Genomic DNA, 19,804 nt, shown 5'->3' on the forward strand with positions numbered 1-19,804 from the left:
TCCAGCGGGAAAGCGTCTTTCACGTAAAAGCTTACCCCGCGCTCTCTGCGTCTCTGCGGTGTTATCTTCTAGGCCATGACAGGGAGCCGGCGAGCCAGTGCTGGGCGAAGGGACCACGCCAGCACGACGGCCGCGGCGGCCTTAAGGATATCCCCTAAGACAAAAGGGATCATACCCACGGCGAAAGCTTTGGACCAGCTCATGCCAGTTACCATTTTTAACCAGGGAACACCAAATACGTAAACGGTCAAGAGTCCAACAAGAACCGCTAGGATATCCATCGTCCGAAATGGTGCACGACTTAAAAGACCGGTGATCCAAGCGGCTGCGACAAAACCTACGAGATATCCGCCCGTAGGTCCGGCAAAATGAGCGGCACCTCCCTTAAAATTGGCAAACACAGGCAACCCGACGGCCCCGAGGAGCAGGTAAAGTCCTACGGCTGCGGCCCCGTACCTAGGACCTAAAAGAAGGCCCGCCAAAAAGACGAAAAGATTCGTCAAAACAAGAGGAACCGGACCGATTGGAACGGCTAGCTGAGCACCCAAAGCGATCAGAGCGGTCATGAGACAGACAAGGACCATACGGCGAATGGTTTCCACAGGCATTGGTCAGCTCCTTTTTTTATAGTCAACCCATAATCAGGTGATCGGTTAACTTAAAGGATGGCTTGTGTCAAGAAAAATACGGGAGGATTCAATCTACGGGTTGAGGTTGCCGCCTCGGGTTCGCACTAGCCAGAAGCGTCAGCCTGTGCTACAGAGGGGAACAAGCTATTTTCATGCGTCGTTTGGACACGACGCCCGATCCACCAAAACCCTTGCCGTAGGAGGTCCACATGAAGCGCAAAGCCACGTATCGACTCATGGTCACCCGTCGCGAAATGCTTTATGTCCATGACGAATTCGATCACACCCTGATGTTGGTGGAGATGGAAGGGGAGCCCATCGAATATCAGGTGGGGGTGGCTGGAAAATTTGTCTCCCGCCGAAGTGTCACTTTCCATGACCGCGTTCGCGGTGCCGGAAAGATGATGGGTTATGCCGTGACGCATTTTGAAGAGGGCTCCATTTACAGTAAATACGAAGGCGAGCGGGATCCGGCGAGTAAACTGACCAAGGGCACCTGGACCATTTACAGAGGGATTGGAAAGCTGGCCACCATTAAGGGAAGTGGAACTTTCACGGTCAAGCCCGGCACCCAGGATCGTGAATACATTCTGGACATCGAGGGTGAATACGAACTTTAGGAAGTGAGGGCGAAACGGTACCGGCGGAAACGCCGATGGATCCAATACCACTGATCGGGAAACCGACGGATGTAAGATTCCAGAAGACGGTTAAAGACGGCGGTCATCACCGCCGTCTTTTCTTCAAAGCTTCCCTGTTGCGGCATTGGAACCGGCGGTCCGATATCTATGAGGTAACGGTCGTCGGGCATGCGGTGATTGAACACGGGGTGCACAGGAGCCTGAGTCCGCAGCGCAATGTGGGCCAGGGTTTTGTGGGTAAGGACATAGCCGCCGAAAAAAGGAGCCCAAATCCCCGTTTTTTTCCCCGCGTTCTGATCCAGCAGGAACCCGACCATTTCATTTCTTTTAAGGGCTTTAAGAGCATGCAGCAGAGCGTGCTGCTTGGTGATGACCCGGTTTCCGGAACCTTCTCGCAATCGAGTGACCCATCGATTGAGCGGTTCCGGGCGTATGGGTCGAGCGACCATATTCAGTCGTGCCGGTACGAAAAAAGGCGCACTGTAGGCCATCCATTCCCAGTTTCCCACATGGCCCGTGAGGATCAAAACACCTCGACCTTGTTTCAGAGAGCGTAAGAGATGCTCTTCCCCTTGGGCTTCCACAAACCGATGAAAGTTTTGCCGGTTCATGAGGGCCATGCGGGGAAATTCAGCAAAGACCCTGGTAAGGTGCCGAAAATTTTCCCGAGCAAGCTCACGGGCGGCCGCACCGTTCATGCCCAATGCCAGCCGAATATTGGCTTCCGCCGTACGGCGGTGTTTCCAATCCAGCGCGTGCCAGGCGACGCCCGCTGCTCTTGACAGCCAGTGTTTTTCCGCGCTTTCGGCGCCTCTGCGTTGCATCCTCGTCTAGGGTTTGCGGGCTGTTTCCGACTTACCTTTTTGACTCACGTTGAGGTCATAGGAAAAGAGGGTGCTTCGAGCCTGCCAGAGTTTCAGAAGGTCTTTTCCCAGGACCAGGCTGGCGATAAGTTCCGGGGTGCCGTCGGCGTTCAAGTCTCCGAGACGAATGGAAGAGACCATGCCGCTCACTTCGCGTGTCTTCCAGTTTTCCACGAGGCCCAACTGATCCCAGGAAAAGCTTACCACCTCTCCGGCTTCATAGTATTTGAAGCCTTGAGGCAGAAAACGGCTGGTGGTGTCCGGGCTTCGGTTGACGACGATTTCTGCAATACCGTCTTTGTTCAGATCCATGACGAGAATGGGCGATGGTATATAGTAGTATTCCACATTGTTATACCGCAGGTCCTCCACCTTGCCGAGCAGGTAGTTGGTCGTGGCCCCGAACTGCTGCTGCCGGCTGCGCCACAGGCGGTTTCCGGCGGAATCTACGATCATCAGCCTGTTGTCAGCTGTAATGACCGCGTATTCCAAAGCACTGTCCCCGTTGAAATCTCCGGGAGCAAAGTTTGCGACGTTACATTGGGGCGGCAAAGAAACGGGGGCCGTGGTCACGACTTGGCTGCCACGAAGGCGCCATTCAAAGATTTCAGGGTCAAAGAGATCGCCGTAGCGGCCTCGAGCTTGGGCCAGAGGCACACGGCCTCGGTTCGGGAAAGTGACAGCGTTAATGAAATAGGGAATACGCTGCGCGGCAACGTGTAGCCGTGTTCCGTCAAATTTGAGGACCAAGGAGGCCGGTTCATACTCGGTATCCGAAAGCTTGATGCTTTCAGGGCCTGGATTTCGGCCCTTGTTCCTTTCAAAAATGCTGGCGACCAAAATGTCCAAACGGTCATCGCCGTCCACATCCGCCAAGGCAAGCCATTTAAGAGTGTCTAAATTCCCGGCGCGATATTCGGCAAGGTTTTGCAGACCTTGTTCGACGCGTCTGTAAACGGTGACGCGCTGAGCACTGAGCGCCACCAGTTCGTCTCGACCGTCTCCGTCCACGTCGCCCACATCGATGGAGAGAATAGCTTCAGAAAAAGTCTGGCTGCGCCACAGGCCCGGTTGACGCAAAGACCCTTCCGGCGTCACTTCTATAAAGTTCGGGTTGAGATAGGAAACAGCTTGTCCGGGCATGGCGGATTCCGAAAGCAGAAGTTCCGGATGACGTGTGGAGGGGCTCTCGGCGGTGGTGTGTTGGGTAGATGTGGCTGTGGATCGGTTGAAGATTTGACGGTTGACATCTTCGGCGAGCCGGTTCACCGTTGGAATGAGCTGGCTGAGGTTCGGGCTTTGGTAGGGAAGTTGGAGAGGTGTTTCCTTGGATACTGCTGAAACCACCGTGGCATCGAGGCTCACGGCTTCTCCGAGAGCTGTGACGCTGCCGTAGAGAACGTAGTCGGCTTTAAGACGGTGGGCCAAGCTGCGGGCGGCTTCGACATTTTGAACGGTGGCGGGACTCTTTGCGGCTTCGAGGACAAGGGCTTTGTCAAGCACCTGCACCTTGCCGGGCCAGGCCAATCGAGAACGCAGCATGTCCCAGATGCCGTCTTGAAGGTAGAAGAGCTCTTTGGGGGTGTTCATTTGAAAGGGAATGAGAGCGACGGTTTTTACCTGCTGATCCTGCGCCAAGGCAGGGCAGGCGACAAAAAGGCAGAGAGCAAAAACCGCACGAAGGGAAGCGGCGAATTGCTTGATAAGTGTTATCCTCCTCATGAAGCACCTTCCTTTAATGGTAAAGAGTGGAGATATGGGGTTCCTGTGCTGCTTTCGTTATGAGACTAACGACAAAGCGGACCGTCACGCAATAACATTTTTCAGGGCTTCCTTCGAGAATTTTTATTTGACATCTTCCACGACACCATTATAAACACGTTGGTAGCGTCCGCAGAAGGGCGCCGGGGCGACATTCACGGAAAGGGGGTGATGCAAAGGCACAGCGGACAACCGAGGGGCTGAACCAGGGTTAGCTAGTGGAGTCTTCAACATTTTTTAGGGAGGAAAGAGATGAAGAAGAACTTCATCGTGTTTGTGGCGGTTTTAGCGGCTGTGGCTCTCGCCATGCCGGCCTTCGCCGTCGATTTCAAGTACGGCGGCTTGTATCGGCTGCGTTGGCAATCCAACGACAATCTGGCCGATGGACAAGACAAGGACAAAGGTCCGGGTTTTGATGACAACGGGAACTGGTTCGACCAACGTCTGCGCATGCTTTTCACCTTCGTGGCCAGCGAAAACCTCCAGTTGGTGACCCACTGGGAAGCGGATACCCTCTGGGGTCGTGAATCATCGGGTGCCGGCCGTCACGGTGGTGGGGATATCGGCGCGGACGCCACAAACCTGGAAATGAAGAACGTCTATCTGGAATTCAACGTGCCCAATACCCCCATGAGAGCCAAGCTGGGTGTGCAGGGTGCCACTTTCTTGAAGGGCTGGATGTTTGCCGATGACTTTTCGGGTGCCGTGATTTCCACCAAGCTGGATCCCGTAAAAGTCACCCTGGGTTATGTGGCGGCTCAAAACAATGATGTCACCACGACCAATGAAAACGTGGATGACCTTTTCCTGGCTTTGGATTATGCCAACGGTCCGTTCACGGCGACTCTTGTCGGGTGGTACCAATATGCGCATGACACGAACCTGAGTACCTATCCCGAAATGTCGACGGGTACTTTTGTAACCAGCACCACGGCTGTCACAGACAACAACCTTTTCAATCTCGGTCTCAGCTTGGGCTACAAGACCGACATGATGGTCCTGGGCTTGACCGGTATCAAGAACTTCGGAAGTTATGATTTGGTCGGCGGCGGCAGCCAGGATTACACAGGCTGGATGCTCGAAGGTATGGCGGACTTCATGTGGGATGCATGGACGTTCCATCTGGGCGCCTTCTACACCAGCGGCGACGACGACAATGTAGCCGCCTTTGACAACGCTAAGGACTACGACGCCTTTGCGTATGCCCGCGGCGCTTCTTACTACTGGTCGGAAATCCTTGGCTTAGGTTTGTTGGATGTGAACGTTGCAGGATCGGATCACCTGAATCCCAAACACCAAGGAGCCTACCGCGCGGCGGATATTCCCTCCAACCTGTGGGCTTTGAATGCTGGGGTTGTCTGGAAGGCCCTGCCTACAACCAAACTCACTCTCAACTACTATTATGTAGCAACCGCTGAGGATGTTCTTTCGGATGTGTCGAGGGGTAAGGAGGACAATACCGTAGGCCATGAGATCAACCTCTATATAAGCCAGGATCTGGTGGACAAATTGAATCTTACGCTGGTGGGCGGCTATCTCTTTGCTGAGGATGCCTACACCATCTACAAAGACGACGACGACGCCTACGAGCTGGGTGCTGTGCTCCAGTGGAAGTTCTAATCGCGCTCTTTGTTGAGCCGAAACGTTCGTAGTAATCTGGGACGCCCGAGAAGATCACCTCTCGGGCGTTACAGCTTTCGGCAAAGCAGTCTCGTGAAAAACTTCCTGGATTTTAAAACCCATCAGGTTACTCTCGGAGGTTCACGGTGAATAGACTTGCAGGTTGTTTTTTCGTAATGTTGGTCGCTGTGGCCGTGGCCAATCCCGCCCATGCCGTGGATTTTAAGTACGGTGGCATGTACTTTATGAGGTGGCAGTCGCAGGATAATCTTACGGATGGAAACGACGATGTGGATGACAACGCCAATTGGTTCGATCAGCGACTGCGCATGTACTTTACCTTTGTGGGCAGCGAAAAGCTTCGAATCGTCACCAAGTGGGAAGCGGATACCTTGTGGGGTCGAGAGACGCCTGGCGCAGGGCGTCACGGAGGTGGGGATATCGGCGCCGATGCCACAAACCTGGAGATGAAAAACGTCTACCTTGATTTGGTGGTTCCAGGCATTGACGCGACAGCGACGCTCGGCGTTCAGGGAACAGATATTTTGGGGGGTTGGATTTTTTCCGATGATTTTTCCGGAGCTGTGGTCGAAAAAACTTTGGATCCGGTGAAAGTGCGCCTGGGCTACATTGCTGGTCAAAACCAAAATGTGACCGATGTTTCGGAAAATATCGACGACTTTTTCTTGGAACTTTCCTACGCTCAGGGTCCTTTTTCTGCCACTTTGGTCGGATTTTATCAGTCCGCCAACAACAACAAGACGAGTCTCTTTGAGGATTACAACTACGATGAGGCCGTGGACTGGCTGAACGGGCGAGATGTTTGCAGTAACGACTTGATCGATTTGGGGCTCAATCTTGCCTATACGACCGATGCCGTCAGTGCGTACGTCAATTTTGTCAAGAATGTCGGCAGTTACGATATCGTAGGCGGGGGTTCCGGAAAGTACAAAGGCTGGATGTTGGAAGGCCGAGCCGAATACACGGTGTCCAATTTTGTTTTGAGCGCCGGTGGGTTTTTCACCAGTGGGGACAGCAAACTGAATGACAACGATGTCAAAGCGTTTGTCTATCCTCTGGGGCGTTCCTTTTACTGGTCGGAAATCTTGGGTCTCGGAACTCTGGATGTCAACGCCGGAGGTCTTGATACTTACAACTCCTATGGCCAAGGTGCTTACTATGCCGCGGATGGTCCATCCAACCTATGGATGGTCACTGCCGGATTGAAATGGCAGGCCATGGAAGACACGGCACTAACCTTTAGCTACTACTATATTGGGACTGACGAGAAGGTGGAAAGCGCTCCAGGGAAGAAAGACGACAGTATCGGGCATGAAATTGACTTCTATTTGGATCAAGGCGTTGTGGATGGCTTGAATCTGAGGTTTGTAGCCGCGTACCTTTTTGCCGAGGAGGCGTTTAAGACTTCTAAGGACGACGATGACGTCTACGAACTGGGCGCTATGCTGGAATGGTCTTTCTAAAAATTTAGGTGAGAATTCGCAGGAGCAAGGCCTTTAATTACCCATTCTTGGAAGGGGCGAGGTGCCGCCTTGCCTCTCCAAAGGCTAGATTGGGCTGTTTCCTGGGAGTGTGTGAGCTTCTATCCCGGCCTTTGTAAGGCCGGGACGTTCGTTTTTCGGAGCTGGTTGGTTCTCGGACAACCGCTGGACCATGGAGCATCAGACGCTTGGAGGGTCGGACCGATGGGTCGTCCCCCCACAGAGGCGCCGCGACGTGTCGGCCCAAGAAAGCACCACGTTCGGCCTTTTCAGCAAAATGTTCAACGCAAAAACGCCCCGACCGGCCCGTCTTTTTTCAAAATTTCCTTAGCCCCATCGGCCCCGATTTCTTCCACCTTGCCACCCATGGCGAGAACGCGATCACAAGCGGCCCACACCACGTCGTCTACATCGTTCAAGGCGTTGGTGCAATAAGGACAGGTCCCGGCGGAAGGCGCATGATCCATAAGAACGTCGCAGGTTGGACAATGCCAACCGGGAACTGAAAACCCTACCGGGACGAGGATCTGGTATACGCGGCCTTGGTTCACGGCATTTAGAACCGCGTCGAGCCCGAGGACGGCTTTGGGTGTTTCACTTTGAGCCTTTCTGGCGGCGGTGATGCATTCGGTGACCAGGTCGTTTTCTCGAGCCGCATCCAGCTCTCCTAGGACTGGAATCACCGTTTCGAGAAGCTCTTTGGGTTTTGCCGTAACCGAGGCGCGCACCCGGGCAGCGACTCGAGCCAGCACACCTTTGGGGAGAATACGTTTAAGTTCAGCGGTCACGTCTTCCGGCCCTGCTAGAACCACTCGGTCGATGCTATATTCCTCAATCATGTCATGCAGAGAATCAGCGACTTCCTTAAGAAACCAATGGCTCCAGGTGGCCGCTCGACGTTGAAAAACCATCTGAGAGCGCATATGATCGGTTCCTGCCGTAACGCGATGGCGAACGGCAGGGGTCTGAAAGGCTTCTTCTACTTCCTCCACTTCTCCCATGGAAGCGACCAGAAACCGCGCCTTTTCTCGATCTACGACGACGATTGCGGTACGTTCATATTCTTTCCAGGCATCCAGTAAGGGTCGAATATAAGGGCGTCGTTCATACCAGGCCCCGTTGGGCAGACGCACCGGTAAATCTTCCAGGTACGTGTACCCTTCGGAAACATCGCAAAAAAACACAAGGGTCTTTCCTTTAGGAATGTGCAGTCCCACCTGGTTACGAACCCAGTCGGCGTCTTCACGAAAATGTTCCGCGGTTTCGGGATCAGCCAGGGTCGCTTCCAGGTCTTTAAGCATCTGATCCAGGACGAGCTTGTGAGCTCCGCGTCGATTCGCGCGAACTTGTGGGTCTAGGTTGAGGTAAACACTGAGAATCCAAGAACCTTCAGGAGCATGACGGCGGGCCAAACTTTCCAGAGAACTGGGATGTAGCGCCTTCATGAAGATCCTCCTTGGCTGGTGTGTGCATGCCAAAATCGCCGCTATACGGCAAGGCGGCATTCCAGGATGCGGTTGAAGCTTTCATGCAATTGTCGCCTGCCGAGGACGCGCGGTCAAGGACGCATCTAAGGAACCGGAATCGGCGGGGTGCATGAGGAAATCGGTTCATTGAGGGACAGGAGGCGTTGTGGAGATGAACAAGCTAGTAGGGAAGATGGCAGCAATGGTTTTTGGTGGAAACGTCGGTCCGCCCTTTCAGGCTTGAGACGCCAATCTTTTTCGTTATCCACAAAGACAAGCGATGGCTTTGCCAGGAGCACGGGGGCTAGGCGTTGCATGAACCTTCCAGAGGCTCACGTTCCGCGGAAGGGACCCAGTTTCAAGCCTGTGTAGGGGCGAGGCGGCGCCGCGCCTCTAACTTACGGCGTCAAATGCCTTGGTCTTGTCGTTGAAAGGGCAGGGTCCTAGTGTTATCGAAACCAATGTTTATCAAACAAGTGCCAGCAAACAAATTGGGGGCGCCCCCTCTTGGGAACGCCCCCAACCAATTCACTCGCTTTTGGGTCAGGTCTCAAGGCATGGGAAGCTCCAAAGATGCGGGACCCAAAGGTCAGGACAGGAATTTTTGCTTGATCTTGTCCCACGGAGCAAAGGCGGCGAAAAGCCCCGCGGAAATGAGATAAAAAGCGATGATGGATGCGGGAAAGGTCAGATAAAGGAGCGCATACACGGGAAAAAGCACAGCCAAAGAGACCGCGATTCGTGCCGCGACTTCCATCCACTTGCTGGTTTCTTGTCTTTCGTCCATGGGCGACTCCATCGATGGATAGTGTGATAAAAACAGGGGACTCAGCGTCCGGTTTTGTTCTCCATTCAATTCGGTCCTCTATTACCCGAGGGGAAGGCAATTTTCAAGGCCCAAAGGCGAAAGCTTCGACCTTTTTTTCACAACATCACCCAGACCATGGCCTTGACAACCAGGAAGTTCTGAAAAAACGCTGAAGGAAAGAAGGGCAAGCCGTTGAGACTTCCCAAGTTTTTGTTTGCTCCTGGCCCTTGCTTTGTGTATAGTTGCACATGATGCGGCCGGAGCCTATCGACGGAGCCGGTCCTTTCCGGGGAGGCATTCCCTGCCCACGCTCTCGAGGGTTCACGGGACATCTTTCATATACCGAGGAGGATGAGCATGGCAAACACGGTGACACAAAGCATCATGGTGGTTGGAGGCGGCATGAGCGGCATGAGTGCCGCCATTGAAGCCGCCGAGGCAGGCTACGAGGTCTTTTTGGTGGAAAAGAACCCGTACCTGGGGGGGCGTGTGGCCCAGCTGCATCAGTATTTTCCCAAGTTGTGCCCTCCTTACTGCGGCCTGGAAATCAATTTCCGCCGCATCAAGGACAATCCCAGAGTGAAGGTTTTTACCATGGCGGAGGTGACTCAGATTCGCGGAACGGAAGGTGATTTTGACGTCACGGTGAAGATCAATCCGCGTTATGTGAATGAGAAATGCACGGGGTGCGGCAAGTGCGCCGAAGCCTGTTCCTTGGAGATCGACAACCCCTTCAATTACGGCATGGATACCGTCAAGGCCGCTTATCTTCCTCACGACATGGCCTTTCCCATGCGCTACGTCTTGGATCCCAGCCTGGTCAAAAGCGCGGAAGCACAAAAGGTCAAAGAAGCCTGCCCGTATGATGCCATTGATCTGAATATGACGGAAAAGATGCTGGAACTCAAGGTAGGAAGCATCGTCTGGGCTACGGGCTGGAAACCCTATGACATCAGGAAACTGGATAATTACGGCGGGGGCGCCTACGCCAATGTGATCACCAACGTTCAGATGGAGAGACTGGCGGCGTGGAATGGTCCGACTCAAGGCAAGGTTCTACGTCCTTCCGACGGGCAACCGCCAAAGACCGTGGCTTTCGTCCAGTGTGCCGGATCCCGGGATCAGAACCATCTACCGTTTTGTTCCGGCATCTGTTGTCTGGCTTCCTTAAAGCAGGCGACCTATGTTCGAGAACAGATTCCGGAGGCAACCGTTTATTTCTTCTACATCGATGTGCGGGCCACAGATCGACTGGAAGATTTTGTCAACCGGGTCAAAGCCGATGACAAGCTGATCTTTTTTAAAGGTAAAGTCGCCAAGATCACCGAAGACGGCGCCACGAAGAACTTAGTGTGCCGCGTGGAAAACACCATGACCGAAGAACTTCATGAAATCCCGGTGGACCTGGTGGTCCTGGCCACGGGCATGCAGCCCAACACGTCGGAAGCCCCGGTGCCCACACCGGTTCCCTACGACGAATACGGTTTTGTGGCGTCCATGGACGCCATGCCTGGCATTTACGCCGCGGGCACGACTCGAACCCCGTGCAATGTGGCCGAATCCGTCGCCGACGGCACGGCAGCCGCTCTCAAAGCCATTCAATCCGTCGTGAGGAGGTAGCTCAATGGATAAGAAGCTTGCCACGTATATTTGTACCGGTTGCGGCATCGGCGATGCCCTGGACATAGAGCAGCTGTCCAAGGTGGCTCAAAAGGAATGCAAAGCCGCCTTGGTGAAAACCCATGCTTGCCTGTGTAGCCAAGAAGGCGTCGACATGCTGAAGGCGGATATTCAAAATGAAGGCGTTAACTGCCTCATGATCGCCGCCTGTTCTCCGCGTGTCATGTACGATGTGTTTCGTTTTGAAGGATGCTTGGTGGATCGCGTGAATCTGAGGGAGCAGGTGGCGTGGAGCCAAAAGCCCGGCGATGAAGACACGCAGATGATGGCCGAAGATTATCTGCGCATGTCCGCGGCCAAGATCGGCAAGATGGATCCTCCGGAGCCGTACAAGCCTGAAGAGGAAATCTCAAAGGATATTCTCATCGTGGGCGGCGGTGTGGCTGGCATGACGGCGGCCAAGGAAGTGTCAAAGGCCGGTTACAAAGCCGTGCTGGTGGAAAAAGAAAAGCAGCTTGGTGGTTTTCAGCGATCGGTGACCAAGATCGCCACCTTCCCCTACAAGGGGATCAAAGACAATGATGTGGAAAGCCTCATTCAGGAGGTAACCAAAGACAGTAACATCACCGTTTACACGGGTGCCAAGATTCAAAAGACCGAAGGAGGCCCCGGTGTTTTCAAGGTGACCATCGCTCAAAACGGTGCCACTAAGGAGCACAAAGTGGGGGCCATCGTCATGGCCGCCGGGTGGAAGCCGTATGACGCCACGCAATTGGATCCCAAGCTGGGCTATGGGCAATCGCCCAACATCATCACCAATGTTCAGTTTGAAGAAATGGTCCAGGCCGGCGGAGTAAAGCGGCCCAGTGACGGAGCCGGCGTGCAGAATGTGGCTTTTCTGCAGTGTGCCGGCCAGCGTGACCCAGAAAAGCTCCCCTACTGTTCTTCGGTGTGTTGCACCACAAGCCTTAAACAGGCTATTTACATCAAACAAACCAATCCCGACGCCAATGTGTACATCGTGTTCAAAGAAATGCGAACACCGGGTCAGGCCGAAGACCTTTATCGAAAGGCCCAGGAAGAAGGTGTCATTTTTATTCGAAGCCAGGATCCTCAGGTGAAAGCTTCCGGCGCGGGAGTCTCGGTGGAAGCCTTGGACGACTTGTTGGGAGAAACGGTCCTGCTGGAGGATTTGGATCTGGTGGTGTTGGCCACAGGCATGGTGCCGGTGACGGCTTTCGGCGAAGACTACGCCCAGGTGCGGGCACGCATGCGAGGGGCGGAGACGGAACAGAAGAAGGAAGAGGAAGAGCTGGAAGTTCCTCAAGACGCCATTCTGGTCTCGGACATTCTCAATTTGGAATACCGTCAGGGACCGGAACTTCCCGGATTGCGTTACGGTTTTCCGGACTCCCATTTTATCTGTTTCCCTTATGAGACGAGGCGAACCGGTATCTACGCGGCGGGCTGTGTGCGTCGCCCCATGGGTGTTGCAGCGGCTTTTGAAGACGGCGCCGGCGCGGCCATGAAGGCCATTCAATGTGTGGAATTGGTCAGCCAAGGAAAGGCCGTGCATCCTCGAGCCGGGGATATGAGTTTCCCTGAATTTTTCATGCAGCGCTGCACGCAGTGTAAACGGTGTACGGAAGAGTGCCCGTTCGGCGCCATTAACGAAGATGAAAAGGGCAACCCGCTGCCGCAACCCACGCGCTGCCGACGATGCGGTGTCTGTATGGGAGCTTGCCCGGAGCGAATCATTTCGTTCAAGAACTACTCTGTGGGCATGATCGGCGACATGATCAAATCCATCGAAGTCCCCGAGGAAGACGAAGAAAAGCCACGCATCATCGTGCTCGCTTGCGAAAACGATGCCTATCCGGCGCTGGATATGGTAGGGCTTCGTCGGATGAACTACAACGCGTGGGTGCGGGTGATTCCCATGCGCTGTCTGGGTTCCATGAACCTTATCTTCATCGCCGATGCCCTGTCTAAAGGCATTGACGGGGTTCTGCTGTTGGGCTGCAAATACGGGGACGACTACCAATGCCACTTTGTGAAGGGTTCCGAATTGGCCAACATCCGTTTGAGCAAGGTCAAGGAGACGTTGGATCGTCTTGTTCTTGAATCCGATCGCGTGCGATTCGAAACGGTGGCCATTTCCGATTACGACAAGCTGCCCAAGATTTTAGACGATTTTGCGGAAACTCTCGAAGGCGTGGGGCCGAACCCCTACAAGGGATTCTAAAGGGAACGCCGTAAGGACAAGGAAAGCGAGGAGGCTTGAGGATGAGTATCAAGGTGGATCCGAATTTGATGAAGGATCTGAAGCACTTCGGGTTGAAAGACGCCAGCAAGTGCTTCCATTGCGGGAACTGCACCGCCGTGTGCCCGCTTTCGGAAACGGGGACGCCCTTCCCGCGTAAATTGGTCAAGTACGCCCAGATGGGGTTAAAGGACAAGATTTTGACATCCTCGGAGCCGTGGCTGTGCTATTACTGCGGTAACTGCTCCGACAATTGCCCTCGAGGTGCCGATCCCGGCGAGACCATGATGGCCTTGCGTCGATACCTCACCAGCCAGTACGACTGGACGGGTTTTTCCAGAAAGTTTTACACGTCCGAAAAGTTCGAAATCATGGCCGTGATTGTCACGGGCTTGATCGTCGGGGTGCTGATGCTGCTCATTCACGGTGAATTCGACTGGCAGCATGCCTCATTGGAGAAGGCATGGCCGGCTCACGGGATGGAAATCGCCGACCTTATCATGGCGTCCATCCTATCATTTTTCCTTCTCACCAACGTCTATCGGTTCATGAAATTCACCATGGGGGATCTCCTCACCAAAATCCCTTTGCGCATTTATGCCAGTCAAGCCAAGGAGCTGGTGCTTCATTTTCTCACCCAAAAGCGATGGGCCAAATGCGAAGACAGGACCCAGTGGGTGATTCACTTGCTCATGATGACCGGTTACACAACGGCATTCATTTTGGTCGCCGTGCTTTTGGCCGGAGGACTTGCTGTTTTGGGACTCACCTGGGAACCGCTGCGTTTTCAGCGACCCTACGATCCGGTTTTGGGAAGGGATATTGAGTATTCCCTGTTCCATCCCATTCGTCTTTTGGGCTACTATGCCACCATCGCCATCCTCATCGGAGCCACCTACGCCCTTATCGGCCGTTTTCGAAAGAGCAAAGCCCCTTACAAGAATTCCCACGGTACGGACTGGATGTTCCTGGTTCTCCTGGAGCTGACGGTCATTACGGGGATTTCAGTGCATATTTTGCGGCTACTGGACATTCCATTCGCTACGTACGCCATGTACATTCTTCACCTGATGATCGCCGTTCCCATGCTGGTCCTGGAGGTGCCCTTCTCCAAGTGGTCCCATTTGGCTTATCGACCTATGGCGGCCTACTTGAAAGGGGTAAGAGAGAGATATTTTGAGGAATTAAAGAGCCGGGAAGGGGAAGCGCCAGCCAAGGAACCTGCCGCGGCAGAAGCCTAGAAGGAGGCGGGGCGGACGGCTCTCAGAGGCAGCCCCTCTAGAAATCTGTAAGGGCGGACCTATGGGTCCGCCCTACACCTTCTTGAGCACGGGTTTTTATACTTGCCGCGCCAAACCTCGCCTATATCCTTCAAAGAGACCTATCTTTTCCCGTGGGGCGGGTCTTCGGGTTGCTTCTCATGCGAGCGGAACAGCCCCGCCTTTCGGGGTCCCACGCAGCTGGTCTATTACGAAAAGCTCTGAAAAAAAGCACGATTGGGTGCAAACATTTTTCCAGGGTTCATAATATCGTGAGGGTCCAAGGCGTGCTTGATGCGTATCATGGCTTCAAAGGCTCCAGGGTGAACCTCCCATTGAAAAAAGCAGCTCTTGGTAAGGCCGATGCCATGTTCTCCTGAAAGCGTTCCTCCGAGACGAAGGACTTCCTGGAAAAGTTCTTCCACAGCCTTTTCGGCGCGGGCCATTTCCTGCGGGTTGGAGCGATCCACCATGATGTTGGTATGAATATTCCCGTCCCCGGCATGTCCAAAGCTCACGATAACCAAATCATATTTTCGAGCCAGGGTCTGGTTGAATTTGATGAGATCGGCGATACGGGAACGTGGAACGGTGACGTCTTCGTTGATCTTTCCGGAGCGAATACGACCCAAGGCCGGGGATATGGCACGTCGAGTGGCCCAGAGTTTATCTCTTTCCTGTGGACTTTTGGCCACCGAGACCCGGAAGGCTTCGTGTTGGCGAAAAATGTCTTCCATGGTAGCCATGTGACGGGGAAGGACTTCAGGGGGGCCGTCCACTTCGGCTATTAGCATGCCTTCAGCCTGTTCGGGAATTTCTAACGATGAGTATTTCGAGACGGCGCGAAGAGTGGCTGCATCGAGCAACTCGAGACAGGTCGGAATGATGCGCGCTTGAAGAACAGCGACGACGGCATGGGCTGCGTCTTCAATTCTGGCAAAAACGGCTGAAACCGTCATGACGGCTTCCGGTGCCGGAATGAGACGGAGAACAATCTTGGTGATAATACCCAAGGTCCCTTCGGAACCGATGAGAAGACGAGTAAGATCATAGCCGACGACACCTTTCATGGTCCGTGTTCCCGTGGTGATCAATTCTCCTGTGGGCAACACGGCTTCCAGCCCCAGCACATAATCCCTTGTGACACCGTACTTGACGGCTCGAGGTCCACCGGCGCATGTGGCCACGTTGCCGCCGATCGTTGAAAATTCTAAACTTGCCGGATCCGGGGGGTAAAAAAGCCCATATTGGGCCACCGTTTTTTGAAAAACCCCTGTGACCACAGCCGGTTCCACCACGGCGACCATGTCTTCGGGATGAATTTCCAGAATCCGGTTCAGCCGGGCCAGGGAAAGGACCACACCACCTCGATCGGGCACCGCACCTCCCACCATGCCGCTTCCGGCACCACGCGGGTAAATGGGAAAACGCCATCGATTGGCTAAGCGGACCACTTCTGAGATTTGGCAAGCGTTCGCAGGAAAAACGACGGCTTGGGGAAGGGCGGTGAGCTTGCTGGCGTCGTAGCCGTAGCTAACGCGATCTTCCAAAGCCGTCAGAACATGATCCTCTCCTACGATTTCTCGAAGACTTTGCAGAGCTTCCTGAGGTAAGGAAGAAGATTGACATCTGGTTTTCACTGGGGCCGCCTTTCCGCTCTATGGTCTCCACATGTTAACGTTGGTTTCATAGCACAATAATATAAACGGCCGAAGGGAGTCCATGGGACATTGCGGCAAAGTGGTGGGAATAAGGCTATGAAGGGAAGGGAAAAGATAAGACATGGGCTATAGGAGCTCATTCAAGAGTGTCAAATTGGGCTGGTTTCGGCACCTTAAGGACTTGAAATTCGAGTACGCAAGATCCGGAATCTCAAGTTCTCGGACAGGCTCCATAGGAGCTTGTACGACGTTGAGAGAAGGCCATGGTTCTCTTGGCAGCGCGGGCCACCGGCCCGCTCAAGATGCGGACTGGACGCCTGCGCTTCCCAGAAAAAAACCGTTCTCGAAAAAGCTTTTAGGAAGACGACTCAGGATAGCGCTTTTGTGCTTAATGCTGTGCGGTTGGGAGTGGGCGTGGGCTCAAGACACAACGCCGGCCTTTCTCAAGGTGAGCGGACCTTGCGGTCTGCGTTTTCCTGAAGATCATGGCGCCCATGAAGGGTATCGCACCGAGTGGTGGTACTATACCGGTAATGTGCGAACGGAGGCGGGTCGATTGTTTGGGTTTCAATTGACTTTTTTCCGATACCAAATGGTTCCCACAGCAGCCAACGAAAAGCGGCCCGATACGGTGTCTCCATGGCGCACAAACCAGATGTACTTTGCTCACGCCGCTCTGAGTGACGTGGAAAAAGGGCGCTTTCTTTACGAAGAGAAAGCTCTGCGTGGAGCGGCGGGTCTCGCTGGTGCGGAAATGACCGAAGAAGGCATTCGGGTTTGGGTGCATCCTTGGACGGCGCGCCTCGGGCCGAACCATCATGAGCTTCTGGCGGAGGCGAGCCGTTTTTCGTTACATCTTCGTCTTGAGCCCCAAAAGCCGCTTGTGCTGCATGGCATCGAAGGCTACAGCGTCAAGGGATCCAGCCCGGATCGTGCCAGTTGTTACTATTCGTGGACACGACTCCAAGTGCAAGGAACAGTGCGCACAGAAAATGAAGTTCTCCCTGTGACGGGTTATGCCTGGATGGATCATGAATACAGTTCCGAACCCTTGGAGCCGGGTCTTCAGGGCTGGGACTGGTTCAGCCTGCAGCTTGACGACGGCACAGAATTCATGCTTTTCGGGCTGCGCCAAAAGGATGGAAGCTGGCATGGCGCATCCAGCGGCACCTTTGTGGAGGCTTCGGGAGCGGCACGCCATGTGGGTCGAGACGAGGTTGTCGTGGAAGTTCTTTCGACATGGAAAAGTCCTCGATCCAAAGCCGTCTACCCTTCAGCATGGCGACTTCAGGTGCCTAGTCTTGCATTGGATCTTCGCATTCGTCCCAACTTGGCCGATCAGGAGTTGGAAACCCCGGCCAGCACAGGTGTCACCTATTGGGAGGGTTCCATATCCTTTGAGGGCACTCGACAGGGAAAATCCGTGCGAGGCTTAGGCTACGTGGAACTCACGGGCTACGCCCGCCCCTTTGACGCTCCTTTGTAAAAACTTAACGGACACTCATGCATCTCTTTTTGGTTCCCCTACCATATGTTGGCGCAATTCCGCGGACATCCGCCGGCCCCGTTCCAGAAAGGCACTGAACCATGAGCCGATAAGGTTCTTGGGATGCGAGAGCCACAAGCTCCACGCACATTTTGATAAACTCCGCGCCAGTGCTCGGGACCTTTACCCCGCCAATGGAAATAAGCCTCTGACACACATCGATTATGGCTTCTATGGCGACCTGCAAGCTTTTTTCAACCGCCGGCCGAATACACCAATCGTTCTGCGAATTGGCGATTGTCAAGGGCTCAAGCGTTCGAAGTGCCTTCACAACTCGTTCGATCAGGAGCAGTTTGAGGTGAATGGCCCCTTTCGTGATCGGCATGGGCTTGGCCTTCCCGGCTTCGATTTTCACAGCTTTTCATCAATTTACTCGAAATTGAATGCTTGTGACGATCTTCCTGCCGGCGCGTGCCATTCGCCCACACAGATTCCGAGCTATAGGCACGGTTCTTCTAAAAGCTACTTTCAGGCCCACAGGGGCGGAATAAGTCTCGTCCCTTTGCGTTCACACGATCCATAGCCGAAATGGCCGTTGTGGGTTTTCAAATAGATTCTTAGGCCATGACCGAAAGGTTTATTTAGCGCCAGGAAAAAGCAGCCGTTCGATGATAGAAAGACGGCAATGTGCCGCTTCACCCCTTGAAGCGTGTATATTAAAATTTTTCCTCAAAAAGCGAGTGTGCCGGCCGCACAGATGGCGAGCCGGAGGCACGCGTTTCCAGGAAAGAATCCTTCTTTTCATAAGCTTGTTGCCCTGTAGGACCCTTTCCTTATCCTTGTCCGGACTCTTGACTTTCACCTTTTTTTCACCTTACCATAACAAAGCCGGAATGCCGTAGGCGTTTGGGTGAGAGAGCCTCCGGCGAAACCCTCAATGTGTCGGTCGGTTCTGAGTCATTTTAGTCATCTCCGGCGAACCCTTGAGGTAAGGGCGCCGTAAGGAGGCGCCGGGAGCATGGATTATGGAAAGGGCGGTGCTGCATCTTCATGTTCCCGACTTTTGTGCGGTGTTGGAAGAACTGCGGGATCCGTCTCGAAGACGCCGCCCCTTGGTGGTGGCCGATGCCGGCGGACGGGCTGTGGTGTTGGCGGCGAACGCTTTGGCACGTGGAGAAGGAATTCAAGAAGGCATGCCAAGAGCAGTGGCTGTACGGCGTTGCCGCGCTTTACAGGTGGTACCCCCGGATCGATCTTTTTATCGGCAGGTGCATGAAATCGTCGTTCGGGACCTCATGGTCTTTTCTCCAGTGGTGGAAGCAGGCGCCTTGGGACGCTACTTCGTGGATCTTTCAGGAACCCGACGTTTGTGGGGACCTGCGACAGACACGGCCTGCCGGGTGGAAGAAGAGATGTTACGGCGCCGTTGCCTGCCGACCCGTGCGGGTCTCGCAGCAAACAAGCTCGTCAGCCAGGTGGCTGCCGAATGCGTGAATGTGGGGGATGTGAGCCAAGTGTTTCCGGGAGGAGAAAAGACCTTTTTGCAGGGCCTTCCTGTAGAAGCCTTGCCGGGCCTTGGGTTCAAAACGGCGAATCAGCTCATGGATTTAAACATTCGTCGAGTGGGCCAGTTGGCGGCCCTGAGTCCCGAGATGCTTTTGCCCGTTTTCGGCAATCATGCTTCGCGGTTGGTGAAGCTGGCTCGCGGTGAAGATTCTCTACCGGTGGTTCCGTCGGAAAAGGACACCGCCTTGAAACTGGTGCACGAACTGGAACGGGATGAAATCGACTGGAATAAAATCGATGCCGTGCTTTTAAGGCTTGTGGAAGAGGGTGGCTGGATGCTTAGACGTCGCAACCGAATTCCTGGTCGTCTTCTTTTGGAAGTGCGTTATGCCGACGGCGTGGAAGCTCAGGGTTCTCAGGACATAAGGCTTTGTGGACAGGTGCTGGATCGAGTCCTTTTTCAGACGGTTCGCGTGCTCGCTCGATCGGTCTGTCAAAGACGTGTGGCTTTGCGGCGCCTTGCTGTCACGTGGACTCGGTTCTCTCTGCCTGTACGGCAGTTGGTTTTGTTTCCCGAAACAGGACTCTTGCAGGATCGAGAACAACGGATTCAGACGGCTCTGGATACCGTGCGAAGCCGCTACGGACATCATGCTCTTGTCTGGGCCGTGGCATGCGACGGGCATTCAAGATCCGTGGGGCGATCGTCGGGATGACAT

14 protein-coding genes are annotated in these 19,804 nt (G+C 54.2%); 8 read left to right on the forward strand and 6 right to left on the reverse strand.

The features are described from left to right. Positions 1–68 precede the first annotated feature (68 nt). On the reverse strand, positions 69–608 hold the full coding sequence (locus WHS46_02210; GenBank protein MEJ5347492.1) for a biotin transporter BioY: 540 nt from the start codon (positions 606–608) through the stop codon (positions 69–71). A gap of 230 nt (positions 609–838) precedes the next feature. Between WHS46_02210 and WHS46_02215 the strand changes: the two genes are divergently transcribed. After that, positions 839–1,249, forward strand: a complete 411-nt coding sequence (locus WHS46_02215) for a hypothetical protein (GenBank protein MEJ5347493.1) — start codon at positions 839–841, stop codon at positions 1,247–1,249. On the opposite strand, the gene WHS46_02220 is transcribed toward WHS46_02215, so the two are convergent. Both WHS46_02220 and WHS46_02225 read right to left on the reverse strand, forming a co-directional pair. Next, complete coding sequence (locus WHS46_02220) at positions 1,246–2,094, reverse strand: lysophospholipid acyltransferase family protein (GenBank protein ID MEJ5347494.1); 849 nt, start codon at positions 2,092–2,094, stop codon at positions 1,246–1,248. The genes WHS46_02215 and WHS46_02220 overlap by 4 nt on opposite strands. 6 nt (positions 2,095–2,100) lie before the next feature. After that, a complete protein-coding gene (locus tag WHS46_02225) occupies positions 2,101–3,855 on the reverse strand; it encodes a VCBS repeat-containing protein (protein MEJ5347495.1) in 1,755 nt (584 codons plus the stop codon). Between the two features lie 291 nt (positions 3,856–4,146). On the opposite strand from WHS46_02225, the gene WHS46_02230 reads away from it, so the two are divergent. After that, positions 4,147–5,514, forward strand: coding sequence for a hypothetical protein (locus WHS46_02230; GenBank protein ID MEJ5347496.1), 1,368 nt, complete (start codon positions 4,147–4,149; stop codon positions 5,512–5,514). A 176-nt stretch (positions 5,515–5,690) separates the two neighbouring features. Next, positions 5,691–6,998 (forward strand): hypothetical protein, encoded by a 1,308-nt coding sequence (locus tag WHS46_02235; GenBank protein ID MEJ5347497.1) that lies wholly within the window; start codon positions 5,691–5,693, stop codon positions 6,996–6,998. A gap of 299 nt (positions 6,999–7,297) precedes the next feature. Here WHS46_02235 and WHS46_02240 read toward each other — a convergent pair whose 3' ends face one another. Together WHS46_02240 and WHS46_02245 are read right to left on the reverse strand one after the other, a co-directional pair. After that, on the reverse strand, positions 7,298–8,461 hold the full coding sequence (locus WHS46_02240; GenBank protein ID MEJ5347498.1) for a VLRF1 family aeRF1-type release factor: 1,164 nt from the start codon (positions 8,459–8,461) through the stop codon (positions 7,298–7,300). 610 nt (positions 8,462–9,071) lie between these two features. After that, positions 9,072–9,269, reverse strand: a complete 198-nt coding sequence (locus tag WHS46_02245; protein ID MEJ5347499.1) for a hypothetical protein — start codon at positions 9,267–9,269, stop codon at positions 9,072–9,074. A gap of 378 nt (positions 9,270–9,647) precedes the next feature. Between WHS46_02245 and WHS46_02250 the strand changes: the two genes are divergently transcribed. From WHS46_02250 to WHS46_02260, 3 genes are read left to right on the forward strand one after another with little or no spacing between them, the layout of a single operon-like run. Further along, positions 9,648–10,910, forward strand: coding sequence for a CoB--CoM heterodisulfide reductase iron-sulfur subunit A family protein (locus tag WHS46_02250; protein MEJ5347500.1), 1,263 nt, complete (start codon positions 9,648–9,650; stop codon positions 10,908–10,910). A 4-nt stretch (positions 10,911–10,914) separates the two neighbouring features. Beyond that, on the forward strand, positions 10,915–13,155 hold the full coding sequence (locus WHS46_02255; protein MEJ5347501.1) for a hydrogenase iron-sulfur subunit: 2,241 nt from the start codon (positions 10,915–10,917) through the stop codon (positions 13,153–13,155). Between the two features lie 41 nt (positions 13,156–13,196). Next, positions 13,197–14,414 (forward strand): 4Fe-4S dicluster domain-containing protein, encoded by a 1,218-nt coding sequence (locus WHS46_02260; protein ID MEJ5347502.1) that lies wholly within the window; start codon positions 13,197–13,199, stop codon positions 14,412–14,414. Positions 14,415–14,641: 227 nt separating this feature from the next. Here the strand turns inward: WHS46_02260 and WHS46_02265 are convergent, their stop codons facing one another. Next, positions 14,642–16,072, reverse strand: coding sequence for an FAD-linked oxidase C-terminal domain-containing protein (locus WHS46_02265; GenBank protein MEJ5347503.1), 1,431 nt, complete (start codon positions 16,070–16,072; stop codon positions 14,642–14,644). Between the two features lie 412 nt (positions 16,073–16,484). On the opposite strand from WHS46_02265, the gene WHS46_02270 reads away from it, so the two are divergent. Next, positions 16,485–17,579, forward strand: coding sequence for a lipocalin-like domain-containing protein (locus tag WHS46_02270; protein MEJ5347504.1), 1,095 nt, complete (start codon positions 16,485–16,487; stop codon positions 17,577–17,579). A 1,025-nt stretch (positions 17,580–18,604) separates the two neighbouring features. Next, positions 18,605–19,801 (forward strand): hypothetical protein, encoded by a 1,197-nt coding sequence (locus WHS46_02275; protein MEJ5347505.1) that lies wholly within the window; start codon positions 18,605–18,607, stop codon positions 19,799–19,801. Positions 19,802–19,804 lie beyond the last annotated feature (3 nt).

It is taken from the genome of Desulfosoma sp. (genome assembly GCA_037481875.1).
In the GTDB taxonomy this organism is placed as follows: domain Bacteria; phylum Desulfobacterota; class Syntrophobacteria; order Syntrophobacterales; family DSM-9756; genus Desulfosoma.